This window comes from Stenotrophomonas sp. AC248, from assembly GCF_979258185.1.
In genome coordinates this window covers 3272722-3299684 of record NZ_OZ409840.1, presented here as the reverse complement: position 1 = coordinate 3299684, position 26963 = coordinate 3272722, and the positions used below count along the sequence as shown (strand labels likewise).

The window sequence follows — 26963 nt, the reverse complement described above, 5'->3', positions numbered from 1 at the left end:
ACGCCTCTCAAAAAAACGGCGGACCGAAGTCCGCCGTTGTGGATTACGTTGCTGCGTCGATCACGCCGCTTCCTGCGACTGTGCGTCCTTGCGCTCGCGGTCGTAGTAACCGGCCGAGCGCAGTTCGTGCGGATCGAAATCGTCCACGGTGATGGTTTCCAGGGTGAGCGCGCGCAGCTCTTCGAGCAGGGTGCGTTCGTCCTGGGTGATCACGCCTTCGGCGACCGCTTCGTCCAGCTGGGTGGTGAAGTCCAGGGCTTCGATGCCCTTGGTCTTGACCGCCTTGATGAACTTGCGCTCGACCGGCTCGGCCATGATCGCCTTGGACAGGTAGCTGTTGATGCGGCCACCCGGGTTGTTCTCGCACGGGGTCAGGAAGACGCCACTGGCCAGACGGTCGCGGGCTTCGTTGGGGGCCATCAGCAGCGCGGCCACGCGGTGGCCCAGGCGGTCGCCCGGGGCCTCGGCACGGCGGCCGAACGGGAAGATCAGCAGCCACATCAGCCAGCCGATCGGACGGATCGGGAAGTTGCGCAACGCCGCCGACAGCGACGTTTCGATCGTGTGCACGCTGTCATGGAAGGCCCAGGCCAGCAGCGGCTGGTCGGCCACCGGCGCGCCTTCGTCGTGGTAGCGCTTGAGCATGGCGCTGGTCATGTAGATGTGGCTCAGCACATCGCCCAGGCGGCCGGACAGCGATTCCTTGAACTTCAGCTTGCCGCCGAGGGTCATCATCGAGATGTCGGCCATCAGCGCCAGGTTCGCCGAGTAACGGTCCAGCTTGCGGAAATAGCGGCGGGTGTAGGCATCGCCCGGGGCGGCACCGAAGCGCGCGCCGGTCAGGCCGAACCAGAACGAACGCACGGCGTTGGAGATGCCGAAGCGGATGTGGCCGAACAGGCTGCGGTCGAACTCCTGCAGGCCGGCACGGGTGTCCGGATCCTGCGCGGCCTTCATTTCCTTCAGCACCCACGGGTGGCAGAGGATCGCACCCTGGCCGAAGATCAGCAGGCTGCGGGTCATGATGTTGGCGCCTTCCACCGTGATGGCGATCGGCGCGGCCTGCCAGCTGCGGCCGGCGAAGTTGCGCGGCCCCAGGATGATGCCCTTGCCGCCGATCACATCCATCATGTCCGAGATCACTTCACGGCTCATGGTGGTGCAGTGGTACTTGGCAATCGCCGACGGCACCGACGGCACGTCGCCGCGGTCCACCGCAGCAGCCGTGGCCTGGCACAGCGCGCTGATCGCATAGGCCTTGCCGCCGATGCGCGCCAGCGCTTCTTCCACGCCCTCGAAGCGGCCGACCGACAGGCCGAACTGCTTGCGGATGCGCGCGTAGGCACCGGTCACCACCGCGCCGGCCTTGGCACCGCCACTGGCGGTGGACGGCAGGGTGATCGAGCGGCCCACGGCCAGGCACTCATTGAGCATGTTCCAGCCCTTGCCGGCCTTCTCGGCGCCGCCGATCAGCTGGGTGAGCGGAATGAACACGTCCTTGCCGCGGATCGGGCCGTTCTGGAAGGTCGAGTTGAGCGGGAAGTGGCGGCGGCCGATTTCCACGCCGGCGGTGTCACGCGGCAGCAGCGCCAGGGTGATGCCGATGTCGCGGGTGGTGCCGATCAGGCCGTCCGGATCGTACATGCGGAACGCCAGGCCGATCAGCGTGGCCACCGGAGCGAGCGTGATGTAGCGCTTGTCGAAGGTGAGCTTGACGCCGAGCACCTGCTCGCCGTTCCATTCGCCCTTGCAGACGATGCCGTAATCGGGAATCGAGGTGGCGTCCGAGCCGGCGAACGGGCCGGTCAGGCCGAAGCAGGGCACTTCGCGGCCATCGGCCAGGCGCGGCAGGTACTGGTCCTTCTGTGCCTGGGTGCCGTAATGGTTGAGCAGTTCGCCCGGGCCGAGCGAGTTGGGCACGCCGACGGTGGAGCTGACCACGCTCGACACCGAGGCCAGCTTCTGGATCACCTTGTGGTGGGCCAGCGCGCTGAAGCCCAGGCCGCCGTATTCCTTCGGAATAATCATGCCGAAGAACTTGTTCTTCTTGATGAAGCTCCACAGTTCCGGCGGCAGGTCGGCGTAGACGTGGGTGATTTCCCAGTCGTTGACCATTTTGCACAGCTCTTCGACCGGGCCATCCAGGAAGGCCTGTTCCTCGGCGGTGAGCTGCGGCTTGGGATAGTTCAGCAGGATGTTCCAGTCCGGGTCGCCGGTGAACAGCTCGCCTTCAAAGCCGACCGAGCCGGTTTCCAGCGCGATGCGCTCGGTCTGCGACAGCGGCGGCAGCACCTTGCGGAACACCTTCATCATCGGCGCGGTCAGCAGCGGCTTGCGGATGAAGGGCAGCAGCAGCGGCACGGCGATGACCGCCACGATGGCCGCAGCGACGATGGTGGCAGTCTGGTTGATGTACGGGATGAACCAGCAGGCGGCCAGCAGCACCAGGCTGACGATCGTCCAGGTGATCAGCCGCATCCGGTGGTAGGCGACGATGGCGCCCGCCAGCAGGATGGCCAGGAAGGGAACGACAATGCTCATGAGCGTGCTCCGGTGACGTGCTCGGTAGTGGCGGACTGTGCAACGGCGGAGGCCGAGGGCAACACGTCCAGATAGTCCAACACAGTAGCGGTAAAGGCGTTGTTGTCATCACCGGCGACCATATGGGTGGCCTCCGGCAACTGCACATGGCGCGCATGCGGCACCAACGCGAGGAATTCGGCCACCGTCTGCGGGGTGACCAGCGTGCTGCGCCCGCCGCTGACCAGCAGCAACGGGCATTTGACCTGGCGCGCCGCCTCGGCAAGCGCGTCCTGGTGCTGTTCGCTGTCGCGCGCCAGTTCGGCCACCAGGCGCGGGTCCCAATGCCAGCGCCAGCGGCCATGACCATCCTCGCGCAGCAGGGCGCGCAGCGAGTCTTCGGACTTGCGCGGCCGATGCGGCATGTAGGCCGAGATCACATCGGCGGCCTGCGCCAGCGAGGCGAAGCCGTCCGGATGGGCGGTCATGAACATCAGGATCTTTTCGACCCCGGCGGTGTCCCAGCGCGGGGTGATGTCCACCAGCACCATCGCCGAGAACAGGCCCGGCCAGCGCGATTCGGCGAGCAGCCCGAACAGCCCGCCCATCGACGCGGCGACCAGGATCGGCGGCTGCGGCTGTTCGCCGGCCAGGACGATCAGGTCATCGGCGAACTGTTCGCCGTGGTAGGGCAGGTCGGCCGGGTTCCAGTCCGAGTCGCCATGGCCGCGCGCATCGTAGGCCAACGTCTGGTAACCGGCGGCGGCGAGGGATTGTGCGGTGGACGTCCAGGCATGCCGGGTCTGGCCGAAGCCATGGGCGAACAGCACGGTGCCGCGGCGCCCGGGCGAGGTGCGGGTGGCGGCCAGCACGGCATCGTGCGCGCCGGTCAGTCGCTCATCGTCAACGCGGGGCAGGGTAGAAGAAGGAATGACCATACTCGCTAGTATGGACCTGCCCGTGGGCATGTCAATACTTGGGGGTATGGAGGCCTGCCGCGGACCGCCGGAAGGGCGCCAAGTCCGCCACGCTGCGGGCGTTGGCGCGGGTCGCGGCGTGCCATTTTGGCGGACACGGACCCCGGCGTATGGTTAAATCAACGCCATGAATGAACCTGAAGCTTCCGCCGGCGAGCCACGTGCCGGCCGCAACAGCCGCCTGAGCGCGGAAGACTGGGCCCAGGCCGCCCTGGACCTGATTGCAGAACAAGGTGTCGGTGCCGTGGCGGTGGAGCCGCTGGCGCGTCGCCTGGGGGTCACCAAGGGCAGCTTCTACTGGCACTTCCCGTCTCGTGATGCGCTGCTGCAGGCCGCGCTGGAACGCTGGGAACTGTTCGAGCAGGAGCAGGTGTTCGGCAGCCTGGAAGACGTGCCGGACCCGCGTGCGCGCCTGCGCCAGCTGTTCCAGGTGGTGGCCCATGAAGTGCAGCCGCACATCATCTACAGCGAGCTGCTCAAGGCGTTGGACCACCCGATGGTGCGCCCGGTCATCGACCGCGTCTCGCACCGCCGGCTGGAGTACCTGGTGGCCTCGTTCCGCCAGGCCGGGCTGAGCCGTACCGATGCGCAGCACCGCGCGCGCCTGGCGTATGCGGCGTATGTGGGCTTCCTGCAGCTGTCGCTGCAGCTGCAGCAGCCCAAGCAGGCCCGCGAGGATTTCGAGGCCTACGTGGAGCATGTGATCGAGACGTTGATCCCGCTCGGCTGACGCAGGTGCCTGTGTTGCGACGAAGAAAAGGCCGCGGAAACGCGGCCTTTTTCGTGGGCGCGCATCAAGAGTGCCGATGCTGCGCAAAAGACAACGGCCCCTTTCGGGGCCGTTGGTTTACACCGTCAGATCGCGGTCAACTGCGATCAGAAGCGCTGACGGTACTCCATGTACATGTAACGCCCGGGGGTGTCGTACTGGTAGTCGAAGGAGTTGGCGAAGGCCTGGGTGGCCACCGGCGGTTCCTTGGCGAATACGTTGTTCAGACCCACCGAGACGGTACCGTTCCACGGCAGGTTGTAGCGCATCTGCAGGTCGTGGTACGTGGTCGCGGCCAGCTTGTTCTTCGGATCCGGCTTGCCATCGATGCCGAGCTTGTTCGGATCGCTGCACAGCTGCGGTTCCAGCTGGAACTTGCAGTTTTCCTTCAGGGCCGAGAAGTAACGCACGGTCCAGCTTGCGCCGAAGTCACCGTAGGTCCAGTTCGCGGTCAGGTTGGAACGGATGCGCCACACCGGCGAGTCGCGCGAGTAGGTACCCACGTCAGACGGATCCCACTCCGATTCCGGGGTGGACTTGGTGCGGTACTTGGACATGTACACGCTGTCGGACACGAAGGAGAACGAACCAAAGCGCGTATCCGGGATCGAGTAGCGCAGCGTCAGATCGTAGCCTTCGACTTCCAGCTCGCCCAGGTTCTGCAGGAAGCGCGCCATGTAGGTGATCTGGCCCAGCGAGTTGCGGGTCAGGCCGGAATTACCCAGCACGTCGCACCAGCCCGCGTTGCCTTCCACATAGCACTGTTCCAGCATGTAATCGGCGGTCGGGCGGCTGATCACGTCCTTGATGTTGATCTTCCACCAGTCAAGCGAGATGTCGAAGCCGCTGACGTAGCTCGGGCTGTACACGATGCCCAGGCTCTTGGAGGTGGAGGTTTCCGGCTTCAGCGCGGTGTTGGACTTCCACTCGAACGGATAGGCGGTCTGGGCGCCATAGCCTTCACGCTGCTCGTAACCACTCGGAATGCCTGCAGCGGCGCAACGGGCAGCTACCGACGCGTTGGAGATGTACGGGCTGCCGACCGAGCACGGGTCGCCGTAGCTGTCGTAGGACTCGCCGGCACCGCCGAACAGGTTGGAGATGGACGGGGCACGGAAGCCTTCGGCCCAGTTACCACGCACCATCACGTCTTCGATCGGCTTCCACTTGAAGCCGAACTTGCTGTTGAGCGTGTCGCCGAAGTTGCTGTAGTCCGAACGACGGGTCGCGGCGCTGAGTTCCAGCAGCTTGGCGCCCGGCAGGTCCTTCAGCAGCGGCACGGCCAGTTCCAGGTAGACGTCGGTCAGGTCGTAGCCACCGGAGGTGGGCTGGCGGCCATTGCCCGAGCTCAGGCCGGCCGAAACGAAGGCGTCCGGCATGTCGTAGCCCGATTCCTTGCGCTTTTCCACACCGGCCGCGAAGCCCATCATGCCGCCCGGCAGTTCGACGATGTCGCCGGACAGGTTGGCGGTGAAGGCCTTGGACTTGTTCTGGAACTTGTCCTTGGCGTTGAACAGGATGTAGTCCAGCTGATCCTGCGGCATGTTGCCGGCGCTGGAGAACGGGTTGAACGGCACGCAGCCGGCCACTACCGCGCCCGGGGCGCCGCACTTGACCACGCCGTCGGTGTCCAGGAAGGACGCGCCGGTGGCGGCGAACAGGTTGCCCATGTTGACGTCGCCAACCTGGGTGTCGATCTGGTCGGACACGTTGTAGCTCACGCCCGCATCCCAGCTGAAGAACCGGTCAGCAAACTGGAACGAACCTTCCAGGCCGCCGTACCAATGGAACGTCTTGACGTCCTGTTCGTAGAAGCGGTCCTGCTCGACCAGGCGGCGGTTCCAGTTCAGCTCGCGCGGGTTGCCGGTGTTCTTGGTCGGGTTGTAGTAGCTGTCAGCCGACAGTCCCGGGCCGCTGCCCAGGTAGCTGCCCGCGCTCAGCGGGTAGCCGGCCAGCTGCTGGGCCGACAGGCGCTGGTTGTACAGCGCGTCGGTGCGGATGGCGATCGAGTCAGTCAGGTCGTAACGGCCCTGGATGAAGATCGACTTGCGCTCCTGCGGCGTACGCAGGTAGTTGTCGCCCGCATAGTTGTACGCATCGGCGCTGGTGAACTTGTGGAAGTTGGCGAGGTTCGTACCGGCCGCGTCGGGGTTGATCACGAGACGGTTGATGCCGGCACGTGCCCGGGTAGCCGCATCTTCGCTGCCGGAAAGGTCGGACCAGGTGTCGACGTCGTCGGTGCCGACGCCATCAATGGTCAGGTCCCACAGGCCGCCAGAGGAGGTCTGGCCGCTGTACTGCGAAGCACCCAGGCTGTACACCGGATCGCGCGAGATCTTGCGCGCGCGGGCCATCACCGGCTTCTCTTCCACGTAGCTGGCACCAAACACCAGGCTGCCGCGGTCGTTGCTGCTGCCCAGGGTCAGGTCGAGCGCCTGGCGCTGGCCGTCGCCCTTGCTGAACTGGCCGTAGTAGACGTGCGCTTCGCCACCGTTGAAATTGTCGCGGGTGATGATGTTGACCACGCCGGCGATGGCGTCCGAACCGTAGATGGAGGAGGCGCCGTCCTTGAGGACTTCAATGCGCTCCACGATCGCGGTCGGGATGGTGTTCAGGTCGACGGTGCCGTCCAGGGCCTGCACCCAACGACGGCCGTTGACCAGCACCAGGGTGCGCGAGGAACCCAGGTTGCGCAGGTCGACGCCGGCCGAGCCGTCACCGCCGTTGTTGAACTGGGTATTGATCGCCGCGCCGTTGCTGGCGATCTGCTGCAGCACTTCGGCGACGTTGGTGCGACCGGTCTGCTGGATGGCTTCGCGGGTCAGGGTGAGGACGGGCTGCTGGGTTTCCAGATCAACCGAGCGGATGCGCGAGCCGGTGACCTGGATGCGATCCAGGTTGGTCGGGCCGGAGGCCGGAACATCCTGGGCCTGCACGGCGCCGGTGGCACCCGTCGCGACCAACGCGACGATTACCGCGTCACGCAGTTTGTTGGATTTGAAATTCATTGCTCTCTCTCTCCAAGGGAATCTTGGGTATTCACTGGGGTGTTTGCCTGCAGCGGCACCAAATGAGCGCCAATCACCACGAGGCTGACTCGATAGTAACTGCCGACCGGAGAGAATTAAAGCCACGTTAATGGAAGGTGTGAACTAGGTTAAATTCGGCAAAGTCGTTGTGGATCAATGATTTTCCGCAGAAACACGCCTTTCGGGTCTCATTGGTTAAGCATTTGTGATGAAAATAGTTGCAGTTGATTTGTAACGGAATGTATCAGCGCGTATCGACACGTCGCATCGGCACGCCAAATGCGACATCGGCGATACACCGGGCACGCCCTGGCACCGGCTCGCAGGGGCGATGCCGTTTGAGGGTAGGAGTGCAGGCATAAAAAAACGCGCCATGAGGCGCGTGTTTTTGACTACTTCGACGGCGCCGCTCGGCGCCCGCCGATCACAGATCCTGTTCGTAACGGACGTACGGCACGGTGCCTTCGTCGGTGCTCTCGTTACGCGGTGCGAACGGATTCTTGCCGCGGGTAATCACGTTCTCGGCACCCACGGTGAGCTGGCCGCTCCAGGGGGTGCGCCAGGTCAAGCCGACCCCGAGGCCTTCCCACTTGCCGGGCTGGCCGGGCACATCGACCACGCGGCCGATGATGTTGCCGCTGAAGTTGCCGTAGCCGGCGCCGATGGTCAGGCTCTTGCTGTCCCAGCGGTCCACGATGGCCGGGGAGGCGTCGGACAGCGGCACCAGGCGCGCCTTGGCGTAGGTGCCACCGATCGAGACGAAGCCTTCGCGACCGATGTTCTTCTGGCCGAACACGGTCAGGTCGTTCTGCTCGGCGCGCAACGCCGGGGATTTGTTCGGGCCGGCCAACCACGCCGGCAGGGTGTCACGGCCGGTGCCGGCGGTGATGCCCAGGCGACCGCCGGGGCGGTTGAACGCAGCGGTACCGCTGACCCGGCGACTCAACGCGGTGTTCTCGTCGTCATCGCCCAGGCTGGCCAGCATGCAATGACTGGCCAGGCCGCTGATGCTGGTGCCGCGGCTGCTGTTGCACAGCAGGCCCAGCGAGTCGCCCGAGGACAACCCGAAGGCGGCGTCGAGCGAACTGCGGCCGAAGTGCCAGCGGGCGCCCACGGCCTGTTCGCCGGTGGGTTCCAGGTACAACAGGGCCTCGACCTTGCCGCTGCCCTTGTTCCACACCGGAATCACCGTGCTGTCCTGCCGCGGCTTGTTCTGCGCATGCGCGCCCGTGATCGCGGCGAGGGCGATCACAAGGGCCAGCGGTAGACGCAGAAGGGAGCGCATGGGAACTCTCAGACAGCAGCGGTGAGCACAAGTTCCCGCCGAAGCGGGACACTGATCCTAGGGCGTTTATGAATTCTTAACAAGTCTTGGTTCTCCCCAGAACAAAACTCGTGCGGCAATTACTGAAGCCGTTCAGGTGCCGGTGAGGAAACACCGGTGTCGCTGAACAGTATGGCGAACTCCGTCAACGGAAAGTGATACTCCTGTCCGCAGAATTCGCAACGCACTTCCACCGCACCGGTCGGTTCGGCGGCCGCGCGGGCTTCTTCCTCGCCCAGCGACTGCAGCATGCCTTCCACCCGCTCGCGCGAGCACGAGCATGCGAAGCGCAGCCCCCGCTCGCCGAGCAGTTCCGGCCTCTCTTCATGGAACAGGCGGTGCAGCAGGTCATTGCCCGCCACGTCCAGCAGTTCCTGCTTGCCCAGGGTCTCGAACAAGGCGCTGGCGCGTGACCAGCCGTCGTTGTCGCCTTCGTCGCCGGGCAGCTTCTGCAGCAGCAGGCCGGCGGCCCGGGTGCCGTCGGCGGCCAGCAGCAGGCGCGTGGGCAACTGCTCGGACTGCCGGAAGTAGTCTTCGAATGCCTCGTCCAGGCCGGCGGCGGTCAGCCCGACCAGGCTCTGGTAGCGCTGCGGTTCGCGCGGGTCCAGGCCCGGGTTTTCGATGGTGATGGCCAGCAGCGCGTCATCGCCCAGGGTGGTGAGGTCACGCGGGGCATCGCCGCCGTCGGCCAGCTGCACGATGCCGCGCAGGGTGCCGGCGGCCGTGCATTCGGCGAACAGCGTGCGCATGGCGGTGTTGCTGCGCAGCTGGATCGACAGGCGGCCATCGACCTTGGTGTGGCCGGTGAACAGGGCCGAGGCGACGGCGGCTTCGCCCAGCAGCTCGGCAGCGGCCGGCGGGTAGACCGCGTGCGACAGGATTTCAGCCCAGCTCGCATCGAGGTGGACATGCACGCCGCGGACGCCGGCATCGGGGAGCAGGAAACGGACAAGGGTGTCGGATTGGGCGGTCATCGGTTCTATGGGCGCGCGAAGTGGGATGCAGTTGCCGGATAATGCGCCGACAACCGTGCAAGCAAAGGATGCACCACTAATGGGGGCAGAGCGCAGCAACCTCAAGGCCGAACCGGGCCTGGAACCACCGCGCCCGCGACGCTGGCACTGGAAGCGACTGCTGTGGCTGCCGGTGCTGTTTGCCGCGTTCAGCGTGCTGCAGGTACTGGTGCTGCGTTTCATCGACCCGCCGGTGTCCACGGTGATGCTGTGGCGGTACGGCGAGGCACTGGGCCAGGGCGAGTGGGGCTACCGGCTGCACTACCAGTGGCGCGACCTGGACCAGATGGCGCCCAGCCTGCCCATTTCGCTGGTGGCCGCCGAGGACCAGCGCTTCCCCGTGCACAACGGCTTCGACCTGCAGGCCATCGAAAAGGCGCGCGACCACAATGCCAAGGGGGGCCGCCTGCGCGGGGCCAGCACGATCAGCCAGCAGGTGGCCAAGAACCTGTTCCTGTGGCAGGGCCGCAGTTGGGTGCGAAAGGGCCTGGAGGTCTGGTACACGGTGCTGATCGAGGCGCTGTGGCCGAAGTCGCGGATCCTGGAGGTGTACGCCAACATCGCCGAGTTCGGCGACGGCATTTACGGCGCCCAGGCGGCCGCACGGCAGTACTGGGGCAAGGACGCGGCGCGGCTGAGTCCGGCCGAAAGCGCCCGCCTGGCCGCCGTGTTGCCGGCGCCGCGGCGCTACAACGCGGCCAAGCCGGGGCCGTTCGTGCAGCGCCGCGCGGCCTGGATCCAGCGCCAGGCCCGGCAGCTGGGCGGCACTGCGTACCTGGCCGACGACTGACGATTCATGATCGTGACGCGCCCCGCCTACAATCCCGGCATGACTGCCCAACGCCTGACTGTTGTCATCGCCGCCCACAATGAAGCACTGGCCCTGCCGCTGCTGCATCCGCGCCTGCGCGCGGTGCTGGACGGGCTGGACGATATCGAGGGGCGGGTGCTGTACATCGATGACGGCAGCAGCGATGCCACCTGGTCGGTGATGCAGGCGCTGGCCGCGGCCGATCCCGACGTGGGCGTGCTGCGGCTGTCGCGCAACTTCGGCAAGGAAGCGGCGCTGACGGCGGGGCTGGATTTTGTCGACGACGGCGCGGTGATCATCCTCGACGCCGATGGCCAGGACCCGCCGGAGCTGATTCCCGAGTTCGTCGCGCTGTGGCAGCAGGGCTATGACAACGTGTACGGCACGCGGTTGGCGCGCGACGGTGAAAGCTGGCTCAAGCGCAGCGCGGCCGCCGCTTTCTACCGGGTGATCGGGCGACTGTCCAAGACGCCGATCCCGGCCGACACCGGCGATTTCCGCCTGCTTTCGCCGCGCGCGCTGCAGGCGCTGGGGCAGCTGCGCGAGCGCCACCGGTTCATGAAGGGGCTGTTCGGCTGGGTCGGTTTCCGACGCAAGGCGCTGCCCTACCATCGGCACGCGCGGATGGTGGGCGACAGCAAGTTCGGGCTGTGGAAGCTGTGGAATTTCGCGCTGGAGGGCATCACCGGTTTCTCCACGGCGCCGCTGCGGGTGACCACCTACCTGGGGCTGTTCACGGCCAGCGTGGCGTTCGTGTTCGCCGTATGGGTGGTGGCCAAGGCGGCGATGTACGGCGACCGCGTGGCGGGGTGGCCGACCATGATGGCGGCGATCCTGTTCCTGGGCGGGGTGCAGCTGATCGCGCTGGGCCTGATCGGGGAATACCTGGGGCGCCTGTACGAAGAATCCAAGCAGCGGCCGTTGTACCTGGTTGACACCTGGCAGCCCCCGATCGTGGCAGACTCGGCCGTGCATCCCATCGGTGGAGAGCAACGAGATGACCACGGTACGACAGCTGTTGGACGGCAAGTCCCCTGAGGTTTTCGCGGTAGGCCCGGAATCGGCGGTGATCGACGCGATCCGGCTGATGGCCGAAAAAGGCATCGGCGCCGTGCTGGTGATGGAGGGCCGGCAACTGGTTGGCATCCTGTCCGAGCGCGATTACGCGCGCAAGATCGTGCTGCATGAGCGGTCGTCGCGGACCACGCGGGTGAGCGACATCATGACCGCCAAGGTGGTGACGGTGGCGCTGTCCGAGCAGGTGGAGCATTGCCTGCAACTGGTGACCGACTACCGGATCCGGCACCTGCCGGTGGTGGACGGCGGCAGCGTGGTGGGCGTGATCTCGATCGGTGACCTGGTGAAATCGGTGATCGACGAGCAGGCCCAGAAGCTGGACCAGCTGCAGCAGTACATCGTCGCGGGGTAAGTAAGCGCGGTTGGCGCGTTGCTGGCACGTGGCTGAGCCCATGGGCAGGCCGGTGCAGGACACGCCGTGAACCCATCCGTGGGGGCTCGTGGGCGGCATCCATGCCGCCCAACGGTCCTGCACCGGCCTGCCCACGGGCTCTGGACAGTTCTTGAGCGCGCGGTTGGAAGAGGGGCGGAGCGTGTCGACCAACGGTCGACACCTACCTTGTGCTTAGTCCGATCGCGCGATACACGCACACCGCTCCCGGTAGGTACCGACCGTTGGTCGGTACGCTGACGCGGCGCACTCACTTCGCGTAACGACCGCCGCAGTTCGAATCCTTGCCCGGACCGGTTTCGATGGTGGCCAGCAGCGCGGCGGGCGGGGCGATGCTGCCCAGGGTCAGGGCGATCGCACCGCGGATGCCGAGTGCCTTGAAGTCCGGGCGGAACGACGGGTCCTTGAAGCTGCCGCCGATGCGCAGCGGCGAGCGCAGGGCGAGGATGCTGATGTCCTTCGGGCGCGGTCGCAGCAGCAGGTCCAGCTGCTCCTGCTTGAGGTCCACGGTGCCCTCGCCGACGATCAGCGTGTCGGTGGTATCGAAGGCAAGCGCGCGCGAAGTCATCACCCCGTTGGCCACGCCGAAGTCACCGAAGGCGCAGCGCAGCGGAATCTGTTTGTCGCCGGTGAACAGGAATTTCAGCGACTCGGCCACGTCCAGCCCCGCCAACTCCATCACCAGGTTACCGACATGCCCGCGGCCGATCCCGAGGGCGACGTTGCCGTCCGAACTGCCCAGCATGGCCGCAACCGAGTTGCCCGTGCCGGCCAAGGTGAGGTCGCCGCTGATGCCGCCGGAGGCCTGCTCGGCCAGTTTGGAATCAGGCATCAGCTTGCCGAGCTGGATCTTGCGCAGGCTGGCCTGCAACTGTGTGGCGATGGTGTCCTTGCGGGCATCCATGCGGATGGTGCTGCGGATGTCGCCGCCGGCCACGCCGAAATTCAGCGGCTCCAGGCGCAGCAGGCCGGCCTCCAGCTTGAGGTGCGCGTCCATGTCGTCCAGCGGCAGCACCGGCGAATTGATCCGCTGCGCCTTCCAGCGCACGTCGGCGTCCATGGCGCGCAGCTTGGTGAGGTTGTACGGAGTGTCCGGCAGCACCTTGGCGCGTGCGGCGAGCGCGGCGGCCTTGGCCTTCTGTTCGGCGTTGGCGGTCTCGCCGGCGCCGGTCTTCGGGGGCGCCCCGATGAAGCCGGCCAGATCATCGAAGTCCAGGCGCTTGGAGACCAGGTCGGCCTTCAGGAACGGGCGTTCGCCACCGACGTCGATCTGCGCGGTGCCGCCCAGGTCGCTGTCGCCGGCGGTCCCGGTGAAATTCTCGTAGCGCCAGATGTCGTTGTTGCGCTTGAGCCGGCCCTTCAAACGGTACGGCGGCGTGGAGGGCATGGCCACGCCGATCAGCGGGAACAGGTCCTCCATGTCCTGGCCACTGAGCATCAGTTCAAGATCGAAGGTGCGCAGCGCGAAGGGGTTGGTCAGGGTGCCGCTGGCGATGGCATGGGTGCCACCGGCGCGCCCGTCCAGGTGGATGCGGAACGGGTGGTCGCTGTTGGTCAGTTCCAGTGGCGATTCGGTGCTGCCGTCCAGGGAGAACGGGTTGCCTTTCCAGCGGCCCTTGCCACTGACCAGCAGGGGCGGGGCGCTGTCTGCGCTGCGCGGTTTGCCGCTGTTGAGGGCCACCAGCACGTCGGTGCGCCCGGCGGCATCGAGGAACTTCAGGCGGCCATCATCGATGAGCAGGCGCTGCAACTGCGGCGGGTTGCCGGTGGAGGGCCCCAGGAAATCCCAGTTGCCGGGCGTGTCCTTGCCGGGCCCGGTTTCGAGCAGCAGGTCCGGGCGGGTGAGGCGGACTTCGGGGATATGAACCTGGCCGCGCAGCAGGGGCCAGACGCGGATGGCGATTTCCGCGCGGTCGGCGCTGGCCATCTGCGGGGTCTTCGCCCAGGTGGCGTTGGCGAAGGTGAGGCGGTCGGCGCGAATGGTGGTGGTGCGGCCAAGGTCGACGTCGAGGTCGCCGTTGATATGGAACTCGCGCCCGGTCTTGGCCTGGACGGCGCGTTCGACGGGGCCTTTGAACCAGTTCCAGTCCCACAGCGCGATGAGCAGGAGGATGGCGGCGAAGAGGAAGACGAGGATGGCCAGCCAGCGCTGTCCACGTTTGCCGGGACGACGCCAGCGCCAACGGCGCGACACGGGGGATGGGGCAGGGGAGTCGACAGTGTTCACATGCTCCATCCTTCCCTGTTCATCGTGCAGGGGGTGCGAAGCATTGGTAAGGATGGTGTCAGGGTGCGGTTTTTTTTAGAAGCTTTGGAGCAACAGCAACAGCAAGAGCAACAGCCACAGCAACTGCAACTGCAACTTCAACGGCCTTTGGCTGAGGGTTTTGCTGGTTGGCGCGGCGCGGGTGGGTTTACGGGACACGCTACAAGTACGTCCATGTAAGCTCGTGAGCGCCATCCATGGCGCCCAACGGTCCCGTAAACCCACCCGCGCCACCCCCCGACAGACCCCGGTGTGCCAGGAGTAGAGCCACCCCATGGGTGGCTGATCTTGATGGATGCCGAGGTGTGTGGGCCGTCGATTCTCGGGCGGGGATTTGGGCGTTTGGGGTATTGGGGAACGTGTGTGGGGGAGGAGGGGGAGGAGAGGCGCTGGCTGTTGCCTTGCCGTCGCTCCTGCACTCGCTCAGTGCCGACCTCCGGTCGGCATGCCCTTACCCCTCCCACAAAAGCGGCAATAGCTCAGCTCCGCTCCACCGCTTTCACCAAGAGGCCCGAAAAACTGTCAGGGGTCGGGGCGGGTGGGTTGGCGGGACCGTTGGGCGCCATGGATGGCGCCCACGAGCCTCCAGGGATGGATTCACGGCGTGTCCCGCCAACCCACCCGCCCCGACCCGACCGACAGCACCGGCCAACCGGCTCCAGCAGTTGAAGCTGAAGTTGACCTTGACGTTGACCTGGCCGTTAAAAAGTTGCCGAAAAAAACCAACAACCTCAAAGAATCTGCGCAGTAACCGCGACGAAATGGCAGACGCTGCCGCCGATCACGAACAGATGCCAGATCGCGTGCGAATAGCGGATCGACTCGCGGTGGTAGAAGTACGTGCCCAACGTATAGGACAGCCCGCCGGCCAGCAGCCAGCCCAACGTCCAGCCGTCGATCGACGCCCACATCGGCTTGATCGCCACCATCACCATCCAGCCCATCGCGATGTAGATGATCGTCGACAGCAGCTTGAAGCGGCCCGTAAAGAACAGCTTGAAGATCACCCCGGCCAGCGCCAGCGCCCAGATCGCTGTGAACATCCCCCAGCCCCACGGCCCCCCGCGCAGACCGATCAGCGTGAACGGCGTATACGTACCGGCGATCAACACATAGATCGCACAATGATCGAAGACCTTCAGCCGCCCCTTCGCCACCGGGTGCTGGATCGCGTGGTACAGCGTCGATGCCGTGTACAGCAGTAACAGTGCCACCCCGAACACGATCGCGCTGGCCAACTGCCAGCCGTCGCCATGGATGGCGGCAAGGGTGATCAGCACCGCACTGGCGGCGAGCGCGGCAACCGCGCCCAGCCCGTGGGTCAAGGCGCTGGCGATTTCTTCACGAACAGAAGCAACTGTAGTCATGGCCATCGACGGTGCGGGGAGGGGGACCCGCTCCCCCCTATCATCGCCGCGTTGGCACGCGCATGCACGCGTGCCTGTTCAGCCGCTGTCTCAGGACACCGAAATGCTGTGCGCCGCCTCGCGCGTGGCCGCGAACCGCACGTCCGGTGCGCGTTCCTGCGCCAACTGCAGATTGACCCGCGTCGGTGCCAGGTAAACCAGCTGGCCGGCGGCATCGATGCTCAGGTTGCCCGCGTTCTTCTCGCGGAACTCCTCCAGCTTCTTTTCATTGCTGCAGGTCACCCAGCGCGCCGTGGTCACGCTGACCGGCTCGAAGGTGGCTTCCACGCCGTACTCGTCCTTCAGGCGGTAGGCCGCCACGTCGAACTGCAGCACACCCACCGCGCCCAGGATCAGGTCGTTGCTCATCAGCGGTCGGAAGAACTGGGTGGCGCCCTCTTCGGACAGCTGCGCCAGGCCCTTCTGTAGCTGCTTGAGCTTCAGCGGATCGCGCAGGCGTGCGCGGCGGAACAGTTCCGGGGCGAAGTTCGGGATGCCCGTGAAGCTCACCGCCTCGCCTTCGGTGAAGGTGTCACCGATGGAGATCGTGCCGTGGTTGTGGATGCCGATCACATCGCCCGGCCATGCCTCGGCGGCGATCTCGCGGTCGCTGGCCATGAAGGTCAGCGCGTTGGCCAACTTCATCTCCTTGCCGGTGCGCACGTGGAAGGTCTTCATGCCGGCCACGAAACGCCCCGAACACACCCGCATGAAGGCCACGCGGTCGCGGTGCTGCGGGTCCATGTTGGCCTGGATCTTGAACACGAAACCGGTCAGCTTGTTTTCCTGCGGGGCGATCACCCGGCCGGTGGTGGCGCGCGGCTGCGGCGACGGCGCGTGCTCGACGAAGAAGTCCAGCAGCGGCTGCACGCCGAAGTTGTTCACGCCCGAGCCGAAGAATACCGGGGTCTGCTTTCCGGCCAGGTAAGCCTCCAGGTCGAACGGATGGCTGGCGCCCTGCACCAGTTCCAGTTCGTCGCGCAGGTCGGCCAGCATGCGCTCGCCGATCTTCTCGGCCAGGCCCGGCGAATCGATCGACGGGAAGATGGTCGAATCCTGGCGGGTGAAGTTGCGGCCCTGCTCGTACAGGTGCACTTCGCCGCTGATCAGGTGGACCACGCCCTTCAGGCGCTGGCCCATGCCGATCGGCCAGGTCACCGGCGCGCACTGGATGCCCAGCACGCTCTCCACTTCATCCAGCAGATCGATCGGCTCTTTGCCTTCGCGGTCCAGCTTGTTGATGAAGGTCATGATCGGCGTGTCACGCAGGCGGCACACTTCCATCAGCTTGATGGTGCGCTCTTCGACGCCCTTGGCCACGTCGATCACCATCAGCGCCGAGTCCACCGCGGTGAGCACGCGGTAGGTGTCCTCGCCGAAGTCGGCGTGGCCGGGGGTGTCGAGCAGGTTGACGATCTTGCCTTCATACGGGAACTGCATCACCGAGGAGGTGACCGAGATCCCGCGCTCCTTTTCCAGCGCCATCCAGTCGGACGTGGCGTGGCGGGCGGCCTTGCGGCCCTTCACCGAGCCGGCCATCTGGATCGCACCGCCGAACAGCAGCAGCTTTTCGGTCAGCGTGGTCTTGCCGGCGTCAGGATGGGAAATGATGGCGAAGGTACGGCGGCGCGCAGCTTCGGTAGCGACTTCGGACATGGCGTGACGCGCCCGCCCGGGGCGCTTTTCATGGAGATAAGCCGCCCAGTATAGCGGGGGTAGGGGGCGGCCGGGGTCAGGGTTGCCCGGCGTCGCCGCCGGCGGCGGCCTCGCGGGCGAAGTGCAGCTCGCCCTGCGGGGTCACGATACGCACCGGCACCGAGCGCAGTTGCATGCCGCTGTTGGCCTGGACCACGAAGTGAAGGTGCGGGGCGGTGCTGTAGCCGGTGTTGCCCGACACCCCGATGCGCTGGCCGGCTTCCACCCGCTGGCCGCTGCGCACCAGCACGCCATTGGCCTGCAGGTGGGCGTAGACCGCCATGCTGCCGTCCTCGTGCAGGATCCGGATGAAGTTGGCCCGGTCGCGATCGCGCTGCGGATCCAGGCCGTGGTCAACGAAGTTGCCCTGCACCTGCATCACCCGGCCGGCCCGCGCGGCCAGCACCGGGGTGCCCTCGGGGAGGGCGAAGTCGATGGCATCGCGGTTCTCGGCATCGGTATGGCTGAAGCGGCCCTGCGGGGCCTGGCTGACCTGGAAACGCTTGGCGTCGAAGGGCAGCGCGTATGGCACGTCCTGGGGGCTGGCAGCCGGGTCGCCCGGTACGGCGTCCAGCAACAGGTCCAGGCGCGGCACGTCGCCGGGCAGCTGCAGCCGGCTGACCACCACGCTGGCCGAACCCGCCAGCACGGTCTGCATCGGCAGTCCCGGCAGGGCGGTGGCCCCGGCCGGCTGGCGCAGTGCCACCTGCACCGGCCCCAGCAGGTGGTTGTCCACCCGGGCCTGCCAGCGGCTGCCGGCGCCCTCCAGCCGGACCGTGGCAATGCCCGCGCTGACCGGCGCCGTGGGGGCGTTGGCCGGGGGCGTTCCGACCAGGCCCCAGCCCGCGCGCCAGCCCGCGCCGCCGGGCACGGTGGCCGCCTGCAGGGCCAGGGGAACAAGCAGCACGGTCAGCAGCAGGGTACGGCGCATGGCAGGCATCCAATGACGATGGGCGCGACTGTACGCAACACGGTTCATTCAGGAAAGGTGCCGCTGCGGGCGGGCCTGGGCGCCTGATGAGAAAAAACTATATCGCTTCATCCCGATGAAAGGATTGACATGCCCGGAAAGGGCTGGCATCGTGGCTCCACCATCGAGACCGGCAGAGGGACAGGCCCTTTGAAGCCGGGGCAGCCCGCAGACGCGAAAGCGACCTGCGTAGGTGCCAAATCCTGCGGAGACCGTTGGCGTCTTCCGAAAGATGGTTCGAACCGTGCACCGTGCGTGCGCTTCGAACGCGAGCTCCGCGAAAGCTCGATGGCCGTTTTCCTACTTTGGATACCGCCATGGGTTTCGCCACTGCCGCCGCTGTTGCCACCGACACTTTCGCCCCCGTCAGCGTCCCGCTCGACGCCGGATTGCACGCCGTGCGCGGCGAATTCGCCGCGGTGCTGTCGATGCGTCACAACGGCCCGCGCCCGGTCCGGCTGCGCTATGAACTGGTCGGGCGTGGCGATGCGCCGGTGGTGGTGCTGGCCGGGGGCATTTCCGCGCATCGCCACGTGGCCGCCAATGCCGAGTTCCCCGAGAAGGGCTGGGCCGAAGGACTGGTCGCGGCCGGCCGCGCGCTGGATCCTGCGGTGCAGCGCATCCTGGCGTTCGATTTCATCGGTGCCGATGGCGCGCTCGACCTGCCGATCGACACCGCCGACCAGGCCGACGCGCTGGCGCTGCTGCTCGATCATCTTGGCATCCCCCAGCTGCAGTGCTTCGTTGGCTACTCCTACGGCGCGCTGGTGGGACAGCAGTTTGCCATCCGCCACCGCCAGCGCCTGCTCAAGCTGGTGGCGGTGAGTGGCGCGCATCGCCCGCATCCTTACGCCGCCGCGTGGCGCGCGCTGCAGCGCCGTGCCGTAGCGCTGGGCCAACTGCAGTGCGCTGAAAGCCACGGGCTGGCACTGGCCCGCCAGTTCGCGATGCTCAGCTACCGCACGCCTGAAGAATTCGGCGAGCGCTTCGATGCGCCGCCGGAAGTGGTCAATGGTCGCGTGCGCGTCGCCGCCGAAGACTACCTGGATGCCGCCGGCGCGCAGTACGCCGCGCGCACTCCGGTGGATGCCTACCTGCGCTTGTCCGAATCGATCGACCTGCATCGCGTCGACCCGGCCGCCATCCTGGTGCCGACCGTCGTGGTGGCCGTGGAAGGCGACCGCCTGGTGCCGCTGGCCGACTGCGTCGGCCTGGTCGAAGGGCTGGGTCCGCGCGGCAGCCTGCGCGTGCTGCGCTCGCCCTACGGGCACGACGCCTTCCTCAAAGAAACCGATCGCATCGACGCGATCCTCGCCAACGCCATCCGTTCCCTGGGAGAAACCGCATGAGCCTGTCCACCGGTACCGAGCCGTCCTGTAGCCGTGTCACCGCCGCCGTGCGCGCCGGCATCGACCGCGACACCGCCCACGGCGCGGTGACCCCGCCGATCGTGCTGTCCTCCAATTTCAGCTTTGATGGCTTCGGCAACAAGCGCCAGTACGACTACACCCGCAGTGGCAACCCGACCCGCGACCTGCTGGGCGAAGCATTGGCCGAGCTGGAAGGCGGCGCGGGCGGCGTGATCACCTCCACCGGCATGGGCGCGATCAACCTGGTACTCAACGCGCTGCTGCAGCCCGGTGACACGCTGGTGGTGCCGCACGATGCCTACGGCGGCAGCTGGCGCCTGTTCAACGCACTGGCGAAGAAGGGCCACTTCGGCCTGATCACCGCCGACCTCACCGACCCGCGCTCGCTGGCCGATGCGCTGGCACAGTCGCCCACGCTGGTGCTGGTGGAAACCCCGTCCAACCCGCTGCTGCGCATCACCGACCTGCGCTTCGTCATCGATGCCGCGCACAAGGCCGGGGCCAAGGTGGTGGTGGACAACACGTTCCTGTCGCCGGCGCTGCAGCGGCCGATCGCCTTCGGCGCGGATCTGGTGCTGCATTCCACCACCAAGTACATCAACGGCCACAGCGACGTGGTCGGCGGCGCGGTGATCGCGCGCGATCCGGCCCTGCACGAGCAGCTGGTGTGGTGGGCCAACGCGCTGGGCCTGACCGGCTCCCCGTTCGACGCGTTCCTGACCCTGCGTGGCCTGCGCACGCTGGGTGCACGCCTGCGCGCGCACCAGGAAAACACCACCGAGGTGGTCAACCTGCTGGCCGCCAGCGATGCGGTGGCCAAGGTTTACTACCCGGGTCTGGCCGACCACCCCGGCCATGCCATTGCCGCCCGGCAGCAGGACGGCTTCGGCGCGATGCTGTCCTTCGAACTGGCCTCCTGCCCGGGTGATGATCCGCATGCGGCGGTGCGCGCGTTCGTGGATGGCCTGCGCTGTTTCACCCTGGCCGAATCGCTGGGCGGTGTCGAAAGCCTGGTGGCGCACCCGGCCACCATGACCCACGCGGCCATGACGCCCGAAGCGCGCGCGCATGCCGGCATCAGCGAGGGCCTGCTGCGCCTGTCGGTGGGCATCGAGTCGCCGGAAGACCTGGTGGCCGACCTGCAGGCCGGGCTGGAGCGCGCGCAGGCGGTGATCGACCTGCACGCGCAGGCCGTGGTGCGCAAACAGGTGGATGCATGAGCGCGGTTCTGTCCCTGGTGGCCGCGCCCGCACGCCGCCTGGCGCTGCTGGGTACCGGCACCGTGGGCACTGCGTTCGTGCAGCGCTACCAGTCACTGCAGGCGCGCGGCGTGGCCTTGCCGGCGTTCTCGTGGCTGGCCAATTCGCGTACCGCCCGTGCCTGCGCGCAGGCACCCGACCACGAACTGCAGCAGGCCAACCTGGCCGTGCGCGGCGCGCCGGCGCTGCAACCGTGGGCGGAAGCGGAAGGCCTGCAACGTGGCGACGTGGTAGTGGATGCCACGGCCAGCGACGACGTGGCCAACTGGCACGAACAATGGCTGGCGCGTGGCGTGCACGTGGTGACCGCCAACAAGCTGGGCCAGGGTGCGCAGCTGGCGCGGGCGCAGGCGATCACCGAAGGGCGGCTGGGCGGCGGTGCGCAGTACGGCGATAGCGCCACGGTCGGTGCCGGGCTGCCCCTGCTCAGCAGCCTGCGCGCGCTGGTGGCCGGCGGCGACCGCATCCACCGCGTGGAAGGCGTGCTGTCCGGTTCGTTGGCCTGGCTGTTCCATCACTACGACGGCCAGCGCGCATTTTCAGAATGGGTGCGCGAGGCGGCCAGCGCCGGGTATACCGAGCCGGATCCACGCGTGGACCTGTCCGGTGAGGACGTGCGCCGCAAGCTGCTGATCCTGGCGCGGGCCAGTGGCATCGCACTGCGCGGTGAGCAGGTGGCGGTGACCTCGCTGGTACCGGCCGCGCTCGCCGCGCTGCCGACTGACACCGCGTTGGCACAGTTGTCGTTGCTGGATGCACCGCTGCAGGCGTTCTGGCAGCAGGCGCAGGAGCAGGGCGGCTGCCTGCGGTTCGTGGGCGGCTTCGACCATGACGGTGCAACGGTGGGCCTGCGCATCCTGCCGCTGGGCCATCCGCTGGCCGGTGGCGGCCAGACCGACAACCGCGTGGCCATCCACAGCGATCGCTATCCCACCCAGCCGCTGCTGATCCAGGGGCCGGGTGCAGGCGCGGACGTCACTGCGGCGGCGTTGCTGGATGACGTACTGGCGATCGTGCGGCGGTAACGCCTACCGTTGGTGGGTTGCCCTTGATGTCATGCCTCGCGCGAGCGGCAGCCGACCAACGGTCGGCTCTACCGGTGCGGGCGCAGCGGCGGACCTGGCATGTTGTTGCTTATGCATCTCTACGCCGGTGGTCAGGGGGCGGTGGACAGCGCCTTCAGCAGCGCGGCGTTGAACCGTGCGGGCGCCTGCACCTGCGGCGAATGGCCCAGGTCGTCGAAGGTCACCAAGGTGGCACCGGGGATGGCGGCTGCTGCGGCTTTGCCCAATGCGGGATAGTCGCCGAGGGTGGCCTTGAGGGCGGGCGGCGCCAGGTCGCGGCCGATCGCGGTGCGGTCTTTCTGCCCGATGAAAAGCGTGGTGGGGACGCGGATGTCCGGCAGCTCGTAGACCACCGGCTGGTTGAACACCATGTCCGAGGTCAGTGCCTGGCTCCAGGCAACCGCCTGTTTTCCGGGGCCGTCGTACATGCCTGACTGCATGCGCGCCCACTGCGCGTACGCCGGCGTCCAGTCGCCGTTGTAGTACACGTCCAGCTGGTACTTCTTGATGCTCTCGAAGCTGGTCTTCAGTTCGCCCGCATACCATGCATCCACGCTGCGCCAGGGCACGCCCTTGGCTTTCCAGTCTTCCAGTCCGATCGGGTTGACCAGCGCCAGCCGGCGCAGCTGCTGCGGGTACATCAGCGCATAGCGCGCGGCCAGCATGCCGCCCATCGAATGGCCGACCAGGTCGACCTGGGCCGCATCCAGGCCGAGGTGGGCGAGCAGCGCATGCGTGTTGGCAGCCAGTTGGCCGAACGAGTACTGGTAGCGCTCGGGCTTGCTGGATTTGCAGAACCCGATCTGGTCCGGCGCGATCACCCGGTAGCCGGCCGCGCTGAGCGCGGTGATGGTGTCTTTCCAGGTGGCCGCGCAGAAGTTCTTGCCGTGCAGCAGCACCACCGTGCCCGCCACGGCCGTGCCGGACGGGGGGACATCCAGATAGGCCATCTGCAGCGGCTGCCGCTGTGATTCCAGGTCGAAGGTCTTGACCGGCCACGGGTAGTCGAAGCCCTCCAGGCGGGGGCCGTAGGTGTCGGCGGCAAGCGTGGTCAGCGGCAGGCAGGCAAGCAGGGCGGCAGCCAGGATGCGCATGGCGGTCTCCGGAACAGGGGAGTGCCGACTGTACCGGAGCGGCCGTGCAGGCGGGCCGATCATGCGCATGCGAGCAGCCGACCAACGGTCGGCTCTACCTCGGAGCAAATGTGCAGCGGCAGCGATGGCATGCCCGCGTAGAGCCGACCGTTGGTCGGCTGCCTTGGGCGGAATCAGGGAGCAGCCGACCAACGGTCGGCTCTACCGCCGGGGGCGGTCGATCAGCACTCGATGACGTTGACCGCCAGCCCGCCGCGGCTGGTTTCCTTGTACTTGTCCTGCATGTCGCGGCCGGTGTCGCGCATGGTCTTGATCACCTTGTCCAGCGAGACCTTGTGCTTGCCGTCGCCGCGCATGGCCATGCGGCTGGCGTTGATCGCCTTCACCGCGCCCATCGCGTTGCGCTCGATGCAGGGAATCTGCACCAGCCCGCCGATCGGGTCGCAGGTCAGGCCGAGGTTGTGCTCCATGCCGATTTCGGCGGCGTTCTCGATCTGGCTGGGGTTGCCGCCGAGCGCGGCGACCAGGCCGCCGGCCGCCATCGAGCAGGCCACGCCCACCTCGCCCTGGCAGCCCACTTCGGCGCCGGAGATCGAGGCGTTTTCCTTGTACAGGATACCGATGGCCGCCGAGGTCAGCAGGAAGTCGAAGATGCGTTGTTCGTTGGCGCCGGGGCAGAAACGGTCGAAGTAATGCAGCACCGCCGGCAGCACGCCGGCCGCACCGTTGGTCGGCGCGGTGACTACGCGGCCACCGGCGGCGTTTTCTTCATTGACCGCCAGCGCGTACAGATTCACCCAGTCCAGGGTGGTCAGCGGGTCGCGCATGCCCGCTTCGGGCTTGGACGACAGCTCGCGGTACAGCGCCGGGGCGCGACGGGACACGTGCAGGCCGCCGGGCAGGGTGCCTTCCTGGCGGATGCCACGGGCCACGCAGGCCTGCATCGCGCCCCAGATCTCGCGCAGCTGCTCGCGGATCTCGTCTTCGCTGCGCCAGCACTTCTCGTTCTCGAACATCATCTGGGCAATGCTCAGCCCGCTGCGCGCGGTCTGCGCCAGCAGTTCGTCGCCGCTCTTGAACGGGTAGGGCAGCGGGGTTTCATCGGGTACGATGCGGTCGTCGGCGGCATCGTCCTGGTTGACCACGAAGCCGCCCCCGACCGAGTAGTAATCGCGCGTGGCGATGACCTGCTCGTCGGCGTCATAGGCGGTAAAGCGCATGCCGTTGGTGTGGTACGGCAGCTTCTGGCGCTTGTTCAGGCCCAGGTCGCGCTTCTCGTCGAAGGCGATCTCGTGGGTGCCCATCAGCTGGATCCGCTTGCTGCTGCGGATGCGTTCGAGGGTCTCGGGGATGATGTCCGGGTCGATCAGGTTGGGGCGCTGGCCTTCCAGCCCGAGCAGGACCGCCTTGTCGGTGCCGTGCCCGCGCCCGGTCAGGGCCAGCGAGCCGTACACGTCGGCGCGGATGCGCACCACGTCCTGCAGGCGGCCCGGGTCCAGCAACCAGCGGTGCACGAAGCGTTCGGCGGCCTTCATCGGTCCCACGGTGTGCGAGGAGCTCGGGCCAATGCCGATCTTGAAAACGTCGAACGTGCTGACAGCCATGATTGCCAAACTGCGGGTATCGGATGGAGCACTATTCTATGCTGTCGCAGGCGCCAGCCTTGAGTGCGGCGCAACATTTCCGAAGGCGGGTGGGCCGGTGTTTACCTTGTTCCAGCGTGATGACTGCCATCTGTGCGACCAGGCCCTGGCGGTCCTGGCCCAGGCCCGGGTGCCTGGGCTGGACAGTGTGTTCGTTGACGACGATGCAGCCTTGGAGGCCCGTTACGGCCTGCGCGTGCCGGTGCTGCGCGATGCGCAGGGGCGGGAACTGGACTGGCCGTTTGATGTGGCGGCGGTGGAAGCCTGGATCCGGTAGAGCCGACCGTTGGTCGGCTGCGCGGACGACGGCAGCCGACCAACGGTCGGCTCTACCCGGTTTGGGCGAGCCGGCCGGCACCTGGGCGGGTTACTTTGCCTTCAGCACGACCTTGGTGCTGATCGCGGTTTCGTTCGGGATGGTCTTGGTGTCGGCCCAGTCGCCGCCGCCCACGCCGAAGTCCAGGCGCTTGACCGTGGCCTTGCCGCTCAGCACCGGCTGCGCGCCCGGGGTCCAGGTGAAGGTGAGGGTGACCGGCTTGCTGACGCCGCGCAGTTCCAGGGTGCCGTCGGCGGCGTACTGGTTGTTGCCCAGGGCGCGGAACTTGCTGGCGCTGTACTTGGCCTGGGCGAACTTGCCGACGTTGAAGAAGTCCGCGCCCTGCAGCGTGGAATCGCGGTCGTTGTTGCCGCTCTTGGCGCCGGCCAGCGGGATGGTCACTTCCAGCTTCGATCCGTCCAGCTTGGCCGGGTCGAAGCTGAGCTTGGTGTCGAAACCGGGGAAGCTGCCGGTGAACACTTCACCGTCGTACTTGGTGGCAAACACCAGCACCGAACCCGGCGCCTGCACGTAATCGGCGGCCAGCACCGGCGCGGTGGCCATCAGCCCGGCCAGGGCAGCGGCCACGGCCGCGGGAGTGGAGAGCTTGATGTTCATGGTCAGTCCTTCTGGGGGGAGGCAAGCCAGCGCTGCGGCAGCATGCGCGCAAGGGTGGCATCGCGTTGGTAAAAATGGTGGTAAAGCGCGGCGCCGGCGTGGGCCAGCACCACCGCGATGAGCAGCCAGAAGCCCCATTCGTGGATGGCATGGGACAGCTGCGTGGTGCGTTCATCCGGACCGCTGAGCTTGGGCACGTTGACCAGCCCGAACCAGCGGAACGGGCGCAGCCCGCTGGCCGAGTCGTACAGCCAACCCGACAGCGGAAGGGCGAACATCAGCACGTACAGCAGCCAATGCGTGGCCGAGGCGATGCGTTCCTGCCAGGTCGGCGTGCCGGGCACCGGGGCCGGGGCGCCGGCGTACAGGCGCCAGCCCAGCCGGGCCACCACCAGCGCCAGCACGGTGATGCCCACCGACTTGTGCAGCGTGTAGATCCAGAAGTACTTGGGCGTCTTGGGGAACTCGCCCATGGTCAGGCCCAGGATGCCCATGGCCAGGATCAGCAGGGCGATCACCCAGTGCAGGGTCTGGCTGACGCCGCCCCAGCGGGTCGCGGTGTTCTTGGCAGTCATGGCGTGGTCTCCTCGACCGGCGGTGGGGATGGAACCTGGGAGTCGTCGCGCGGCACGGGAGTTCCCGTGGCATCGACCGGCGGCGTATCGGCCGGATCGGCGGCGTTTCTGTCGCGAACGGCTTCCGCTTCGATCCGCAGGTCCACCGCGTCGCCGATCATCGACGGCCAGCCAGATACGCCGAACGCGCTGCGGCTGAGCGTGGCGGTGGCGGAGAAACCGGCGGTACGGCGGAACGGGGGCAGCGGGTGACGCTTGAGGGCGTTGAGGGTGACCGCCAGGGTGACCTCGGCGGTGACGCCGTGCAGGGTCAGCTGGCCGGTTACGTTGGCGTGGGTGTCGTCGATGGGCTCGACCCGGGTGGAGACGAACCGGGCCTGCGGGAAGCGCTCGGCATCCAGCAGGTTGCGTGCCAGGGTAGCCGTGTTCCATTTTTCATCGCCCAGGTCCAGCCGCTGGATCGGAACGCTCACGCTGAGGGTGGCGGTTCGCCAGTCCTGCGGATCGAACACCAGCACCCCTTCGCTGCCGGACACCGTGCCCAGCGCGTGGGAGAAGCCGGCGTGTTCCACCGCGAACAGCACGCGGGTGTGGACCGGATCCAGGCGGTAGGTATCGGGCGCGGCATGCGCTGCCCAGGGGGCAGTGCACAGCAGCAGGGCAAGGGTCAGGCGCTGGATCATGGCCGGGCTCCGGGAAGGTCAGGGCCGATCATACGCACTGCACCGTTATCGGCAGCAGTGTCATGGCTGCAACAGATCGTGGTGCAACTTTCC

The 26963-nt window shown here is 66.9% G+C and carries 23 protein-coding genes and 1 riboswitch; of the genes, 9 read left to right on the top strand and 14 right to left on the bottom strand.

From position 1 onward, the window contains the following. Positions 1-60: 60 nt before the first annotated feature. Both ACZ0AE_RS14950 and ACZ0AE_RS14945 read right to left on the bottom strand, forming a co-directional pair. A complete protein-coding gene (locus tag ACZ0AE_RS14950) occupies positions 61-2541 on the bottom strand; it encodes an acyl-CoA dehydrogenase (protein WP_038686826.1) in 2481 nt (826 codons plus the stop codon). After that, complete coding sequence (locus ACZ0AE_RS14945; RefSeq protein WP_463601481.1) at positions 2538-3458, bottom strand: alpha/beta fold hydrolase; 921 nt, start codon at positions 3456-3458, stop codon at positions 2538-2540. Before ACZ0AE_RS14945 ends, ACZ0AE_RS14950 begins: the two co-directional genes overlap by 4 nt. Before the next feature lie 166 nt (positions 3459-3624). Between ACZ0AE_RS14945 and ACZ0AE_RS14940 the strand changes: the two genes are divergently transcribed. After that, the gene (locus tag ACZ0AE_RS14940) at positions 3625-4227 is read left to right on the top strand and encodes a TetR/AcrR family transcriptional regulator (protein WP_038686830.1); all 603 of its coding nucleotides are present in this window, start codon (positions 3625-3627) and stop codon (positions 4225-4227) included. Positions 4228-4373: 146 nt separating this feature from the next. Here ACZ0AE_RS14940 and ACZ0AE_RS14935 read toward each other — a convergent pair whose 3' ends face one another. From ACZ0AE_RS14935 to hslO, 3 genes are all read right to left on the bottom strand, one after another. Then, positions 4374-7274, bottom strand: a complete 2901-nt coding sequence (locus ACZ0AE_RS14935) for a TonB-dependent receptor domain-containing protein (protein WP_463601480.1) — start codon at positions 7272-7274, stop codon at positions 4374-4376. Between the two features lie 445 nt (positions 7275-7719). Then, positions 7720-8580 carry an XOO1806 family protein gene (locus ACZ0AE_RS14930; RefSeq protein WP_463601479.1) on the bottom strand — a complete coding sequence of 287 codons (861 nt, stop codon included), beginning with the start codon at positions 8578-8580 and terminating at the stop codon, positions 7720-7722. A gap of 119 nt (positions 8581-8699) precedes the next feature. After that, positions 8700-9593 carry an Hsp33 family molecular chaperone HslO gene (hslO, locus tag ACZ0AE_RS14925; RefSeq protein ID WP_038686836.1) on the bottom strand — a complete coding sequence of 298 codons (894 nt, stop codon included), beginning with the start codon at positions 9591-9593 and terminating at the stop codon, positions 8700-8702. A gap of 79 nt (positions 9594-9672) precedes the next feature. Between hslO and mtgA the strand changes: the two genes are divergently transcribed. From mtgA to ACZ0AE_RS14910, 3 genes are read left to right on the top strand one after another with little or no spacing between them, the layout of a single operon-like run. Continuing rightward, a complete protein-coding gene (gene mtgA, locus ACZ0AE_RS14920) occupies positions 9673-10422 on the top strand; it encodes a monofunctional biosynthetic peptidoglycan transglycosylase (RefSeq protein ID WP_463601478.1) in 750 nt (249 codons plus the stop codon). Positions 10423-10461: 39 nt separating this feature from the next. Beyond that, positions 10462-11481: a glycosyltransferase family 2 protein gene (locus ACZ0AE_RS14915; protein WP_447595186.1), complete on the top strand. Its 1020-nt coding sequence runs from the start codon at positions 10462-10464 to the stop codon at positions 11479-11481. Continuing rightward, complete coding sequence (locus ACZ0AE_RS14910) at positions 11441-11872, top strand: CBS domain-containing protein (RefSeq protein ID WP_038686840.1); 432 nt, start codon at positions 11441-11443, stop codon at positions 11870-11872. The genes ACZ0AE_RS14915 and ACZ0AE_RS14910 overlap by 41 nt, the downstream gene beginning before the upstream one ends. Positions 11873-12161: 289 nt before the next feature. Here the strand turns inward: ACZ0AE_RS14910 and ACZ0AE_RS14905 are convergent, their stop codons facing one another. Next, the gene (locus ACZ0AE_RS14905; protein WP_081797151.1) at positions 12162-14147 is read right to left on the bottom strand and encodes an AsmA family protein; all 1986 of its coding nucleotides are present in this window, start codon (positions 14145-14147) and stop codon (positions 12162-12164) included. 634 nt (positions 14148-14781) lie between these two features. Here ACZ0AE_RS14905 and ACZ0AE_RS14900 point away from each other — a divergent pair. Continuing rightward, positions 14782-14928 (top strand): hypothetical protein, encoded by a 147-nt coding sequence (locus ACZ0AE_RS14900; RefSeq protein ID WP_463601477.1) that lies wholly within the window; start codon positions 14782-14784, stop codon positions 14926-14928. Here the strand turns inward: ACZ0AE_RS14900 and trhA are convergent. The 3 genes from trhA to ACZ0AE_RS14885 all read right to left on the bottom strand — a co-directional run bounded on the left by trhA (position 14909) and on the right by ACZ0AE_RS14885 (position 18209). Next, a complete protein-coding gene (gene trhA, locus ACZ0AE_RS14895; RefSeq protein ID WP_038686842.1) occupies positions 14909-15550 on the bottom strand; it encodes a PAQR family membrane homeostasis protein TrhA in 642 nt (213 codons plus the stop codon). The two genes, ACZ0AE_RS14900 and trhA, sit on opposite strands and share 20 nt — an antisense overlap. An 84-nt stretch (positions 15551-15634) precedes the next feature. Continuing rightward, the gene (locus ACZ0AE_RS14890; protein ID WP_038686843.1) at positions 15635-17239 is read right to left on the bottom strand and encodes a peptide chain release factor 3; all 1605 of its coding nucleotides are present in this window, start codon (positions 17237-17239) and stop codon (positions 15635-15637) included. 76 nt (positions 17240-17315) lie between these two features. After that, on the bottom strand, positions 17316-18209 hold the full coding sequence (locus ACZ0AE_RS14885) for a M23 family metallopeptidase (RefSeq protein WP_463601476.1): 894 nt from the start codon (positions 18207-18209) through the stop codon (positions 17316-17318). Positions 18210-18366: 157 nt separating this feature from the next. After that, positions 18367-18487, top strand: a riboswitch (SAM riboswitch). Positions 18488-18565: 78 nt separating this feature from the next. On the opposite strand from ACZ0AE_RS14885, the gene metX reads away from it, so the two are divergent. From metX to ACZ0AE_RS14870, 3 genes are read left to right on the top strand one after another with little or no spacing between them, the layout of a single operon-like run. Continuing rightward, positions 18566-19597 carry a homoserine O-succinyltransferase MetX gene (gene metX / locus ACZ0AE_RS14880; RefSeq protein WP_448134205.1) on the top strand — a complete coding sequence of 344 codons (1032 nt, stop codon included), beginning with the start codon at positions 18566-18568 and terminating at the stop codon, positions 19595-19597. Continuing rightward, complete coding sequence (locus tag ACZ0AE_RS14875) at positions 19594-20838, top strand: O-succinylhomoserine (thiol)-lyase (protein ID WP_463601475.1); 1245 nt, start codon at positions 19594-19596, stop codon at positions 20836-20838. Before metX ends, ACZ0AE_RS14875 begins: the two co-directional genes overlap by 4 nt. Continuing rightward, positions 20835-21902 carry a homoserine dehydrogenase family protein gene (locus ACZ0AE_RS14870; protein WP_448134204.1) on the top strand — a complete coding sequence of 356 codons (1068 nt, stop codon included), beginning with the start codon at positions 20835-20837 and terminating at the stop codon, positions 21900-21902. Before ACZ0AE_RS14875 ends, ACZ0AE_RS14870 begins: the two co-directional genes overlap by 4 nt. A 131-nt stretch (positions 21903-22033) precedes the next feature. Here the strand turns inward: ACZ0AE_RS14870 and ACZ0AE_RS14865 are convergent, their stop codons facing one another. Then, positions 22034-23035 (bottom strand): alpha/beta fold hydrolase, encoded by a 1002-nt coding sequence (locus tag ACZ0AE_RS14865; RefSeq protein ID WP_463601474.1) that lies wholly within the window; start codon positions 23033-23035, stop codon positions 22034-22036. Between the two features lie 221 nt (positions 23036-23256). Continuing rightward, entirely contained in the window at positions 23257-24639 is a 1383-nt protein-coding gene (locus ACZ0AE_RS14860; protein ID WP_038686874.1) for an L-serine ammonia-lyase, read from the bottom strand. 97 nt (positions 24640-24736) lie between these two features. On the opposite strand from ACZ0AE_RS14860, the gene ACZ0AE_RS14855 reads away from it, so the two are divergent. Further along, complete coding sequence (locus ACZ0AE_RS14855) at positions 24737-24955, top strand: glutaredoxin family protein (RefSeq protein ID WP_137191676.1); 219 nt, start codon at positions 24737-24739, stop codon at positions 24953-24955. 90 nt (positions 24956-25045) lie between these two features. On the opposite strand, the gene ACZ0AE_RS14850 is transcribed toward ACZ0AE_RS14855, so the two are convergent. From ACZ0AE_RS14850 to ACZ0AE_RS14840, 3 genes are read right to left on the bottom strand one after another with little or no spacing between them, the layout of a single operon-like run. Continuing rightward, positions 25046-25612, bottom strand: a complete 567-nt coding sequence (locus tag ACZ0AE_RS14850) for a YceI family protein (protein ID WP_038686878.1) — start codon at positions 25610-25612, stop codon at positions 25046-25048. A 2-nt stretch (positions 25613-25614) separates the two neighbouring features. Beyond that, positions 25615-26187, bottom strand: a complete 573-nt coding sequence (locus tag ACZ0AE_RS14845; RefSeq protein WP_354286505.1) for a cytochrome b — start codon at positions 26185-26187, stop codon at positions 25615-25617. Then, positions 26184-26870 carry a YceI family protein gene (locus ACZ0AE_RS14840; protein ID WP_038686882.1) on the bottom strand — a complete coding sequence of 229 codons (687 nt, stop codon included), beginning with the start codon at positions 26868-26870 and terminating at the stop codon, positions 26184-26186. Before ACZ0AE_RS14840 ends, ACZ0AE_RS14845 begins: the two co-directional genes overlap by 4 nt. Positions 26871-26963: the final 93 nt, after the last annotated feature.

Excerpts from the sequence above, each read along its gene's own strand:
- ACZ0AE_RS14950 (WP_038686826.1), bottom strand. The coding sequence starts at position 2,541 with ATGAGCATTGTCGTTCCCTTCCTGGCCATCCTGCTGGCGGGCGCCATC.
- ACZ0AE_RS14945 (WP_463601481.1), bottom strand. The coding sequence starts at position 3,458 with ATGGTCATTCCTTCTTCTACCCTGCCCCGCGTTGACGATGAGCGACTG.
- ACZ0AE_RS14940 (WP_038686830.1), top strand. The coding sequence starts at position 3,625 with ATGAATGAACCTGAAGCTTCCGCCGGCGAGCCACGTGCCGGCCGCAAC.
- ACZ0AE_RS14935 (WP_463601480.1), bottom strand. The coding sequence starts at position 7,274 with ATGAATTTCAAATCCAACAAACTGCGTGACGCGGTAATCGTCGCGTTG.
- ACZ0AE_RS14930 (WP_463601479.1), bottom strand. The coding sequence starts at position 8,580 with ATGCGCTCCCTTCTGCGTCTACCGCTGGCCCTTGTGATCGCCCTCGCC.
- hslO (WP_038686836.1), bottom strand. The coding sequence starts at position 9,593 with ATGACCGCCCAATCCGACACCCTTGTCCGTTTCCTGCTCCCCGATGCC.
- mtgA (WP_463601478.1), top strand. The coding sequence starts at position 9,673 with ATGGGGGCAGAGCGCAGCAACCTCAAGGCCGAACCGGGCCTGGAACCA.
- ACZ0AE_RS14915 (WP_447595186.1), top strand. The coding sequence starts at position 10,462 with ATGACTGCCCAACGCCTGACTGTTGTCATCGCCGCCCACAATGAAGCA.
- ACZ0AE_RS14910 (WP_038686840.1), top strand. The coding sequence starts at position 11,441 with ATGACCACGGTACGACAGCTGTTGGACGGCAAGTCCCCTGAGGTTTTC.
- ACZ0AE_RS14905 (WP_081797151.1), bottom strand. The coding sequence starts at position 14,147 with ATGGAGCATGTGAACACTGTCGACTCCCCTGCCCCATCCCCCGTGTCG.
- trhA (WP_038686842.1), bottom strand. The coding sequence starts at position 15,550 with ATGGCCATGACTACAGTTGCTTCTGTTCGTGAAGAAATCGCCAGCGCC.
- ACZ0AE_RS14890 (WP_038686843.1), bottom strand. The coding sequence starts at position 17,239 with ATGTCCGAAGTCGCTACCGAAGCTGCGCGCCGCCGTACCTTCGCCATC.
- ACZ0AE_RS14885 (WP_463601476.1), bottom strand. The coding sequence starts at position 18,209 with ATGCGCCGTACCCTGCTGCTGACCGTGCTGCTTGTTCCCCTGGCCCTG.
- metX (WP_448134205.1), top strand. The coding sequence starts at position 18,566 with ATGGGTTTCGCCACTGCCGCCGCTGTTGCCACCGACACTTTCGCCCCC.
- ACZ0AE_RS14875 (WP_463601475.1), top strand. The coding sequence starts at position 19,594 with ATGAGCCTGTCCACCGGTACCGAGCCGTCCTGTAGCCGTGTCACCGCC.
- ACZ0AE_RS14870 (WP_448134204.1), top strand. The coding sequence starts at position 20,835 with ATGAGCGCGGTTCTGTCCCTGGTGGCCGCGCCCGCACGCCGCCTGGCG.
- ACZ0AE_RS14865 (WP_463601474.1), bottom strand. The coding sequence starts at position 23,035 with ATGCGCATCCTGGCTGCCGCCCTGCTTGCCTGCCTGCCGCTGACCACG.
- ACZ0AE_RS14860 (WP_038686874.1), bottom strand. The coding sequence starts at position 24,639 with ATGGCTGTCAGCACGTTCGACGTTTTCAAGATCGGCATTGGCCCGAGC.
- ACZ0AE_RS14850 (WP_038686878.1), bottom strand. The coding sequence starts at position 25,612 with ATGAACATCAAGCTCTCCACTCCCGCGGCCGTGGCCGCTGCCCTGGCC.
- ACZ0AE_RS14845 (WP_354286505.1), bottom strand. The coding sequence starts at position 26,187 with ATGACTGCCAAGAACACCGCGACCCGCTGGGGCGGCGTCAGCCAGACC.
- ACZ0AE_RS14840 (WP_038686882.1), bottom strand. The coding sequence starts at position 26,870 with ATGATCCAGCGCCTGACCCTTGCCCTGCTGCTGTGCACTGCCCCCTGG.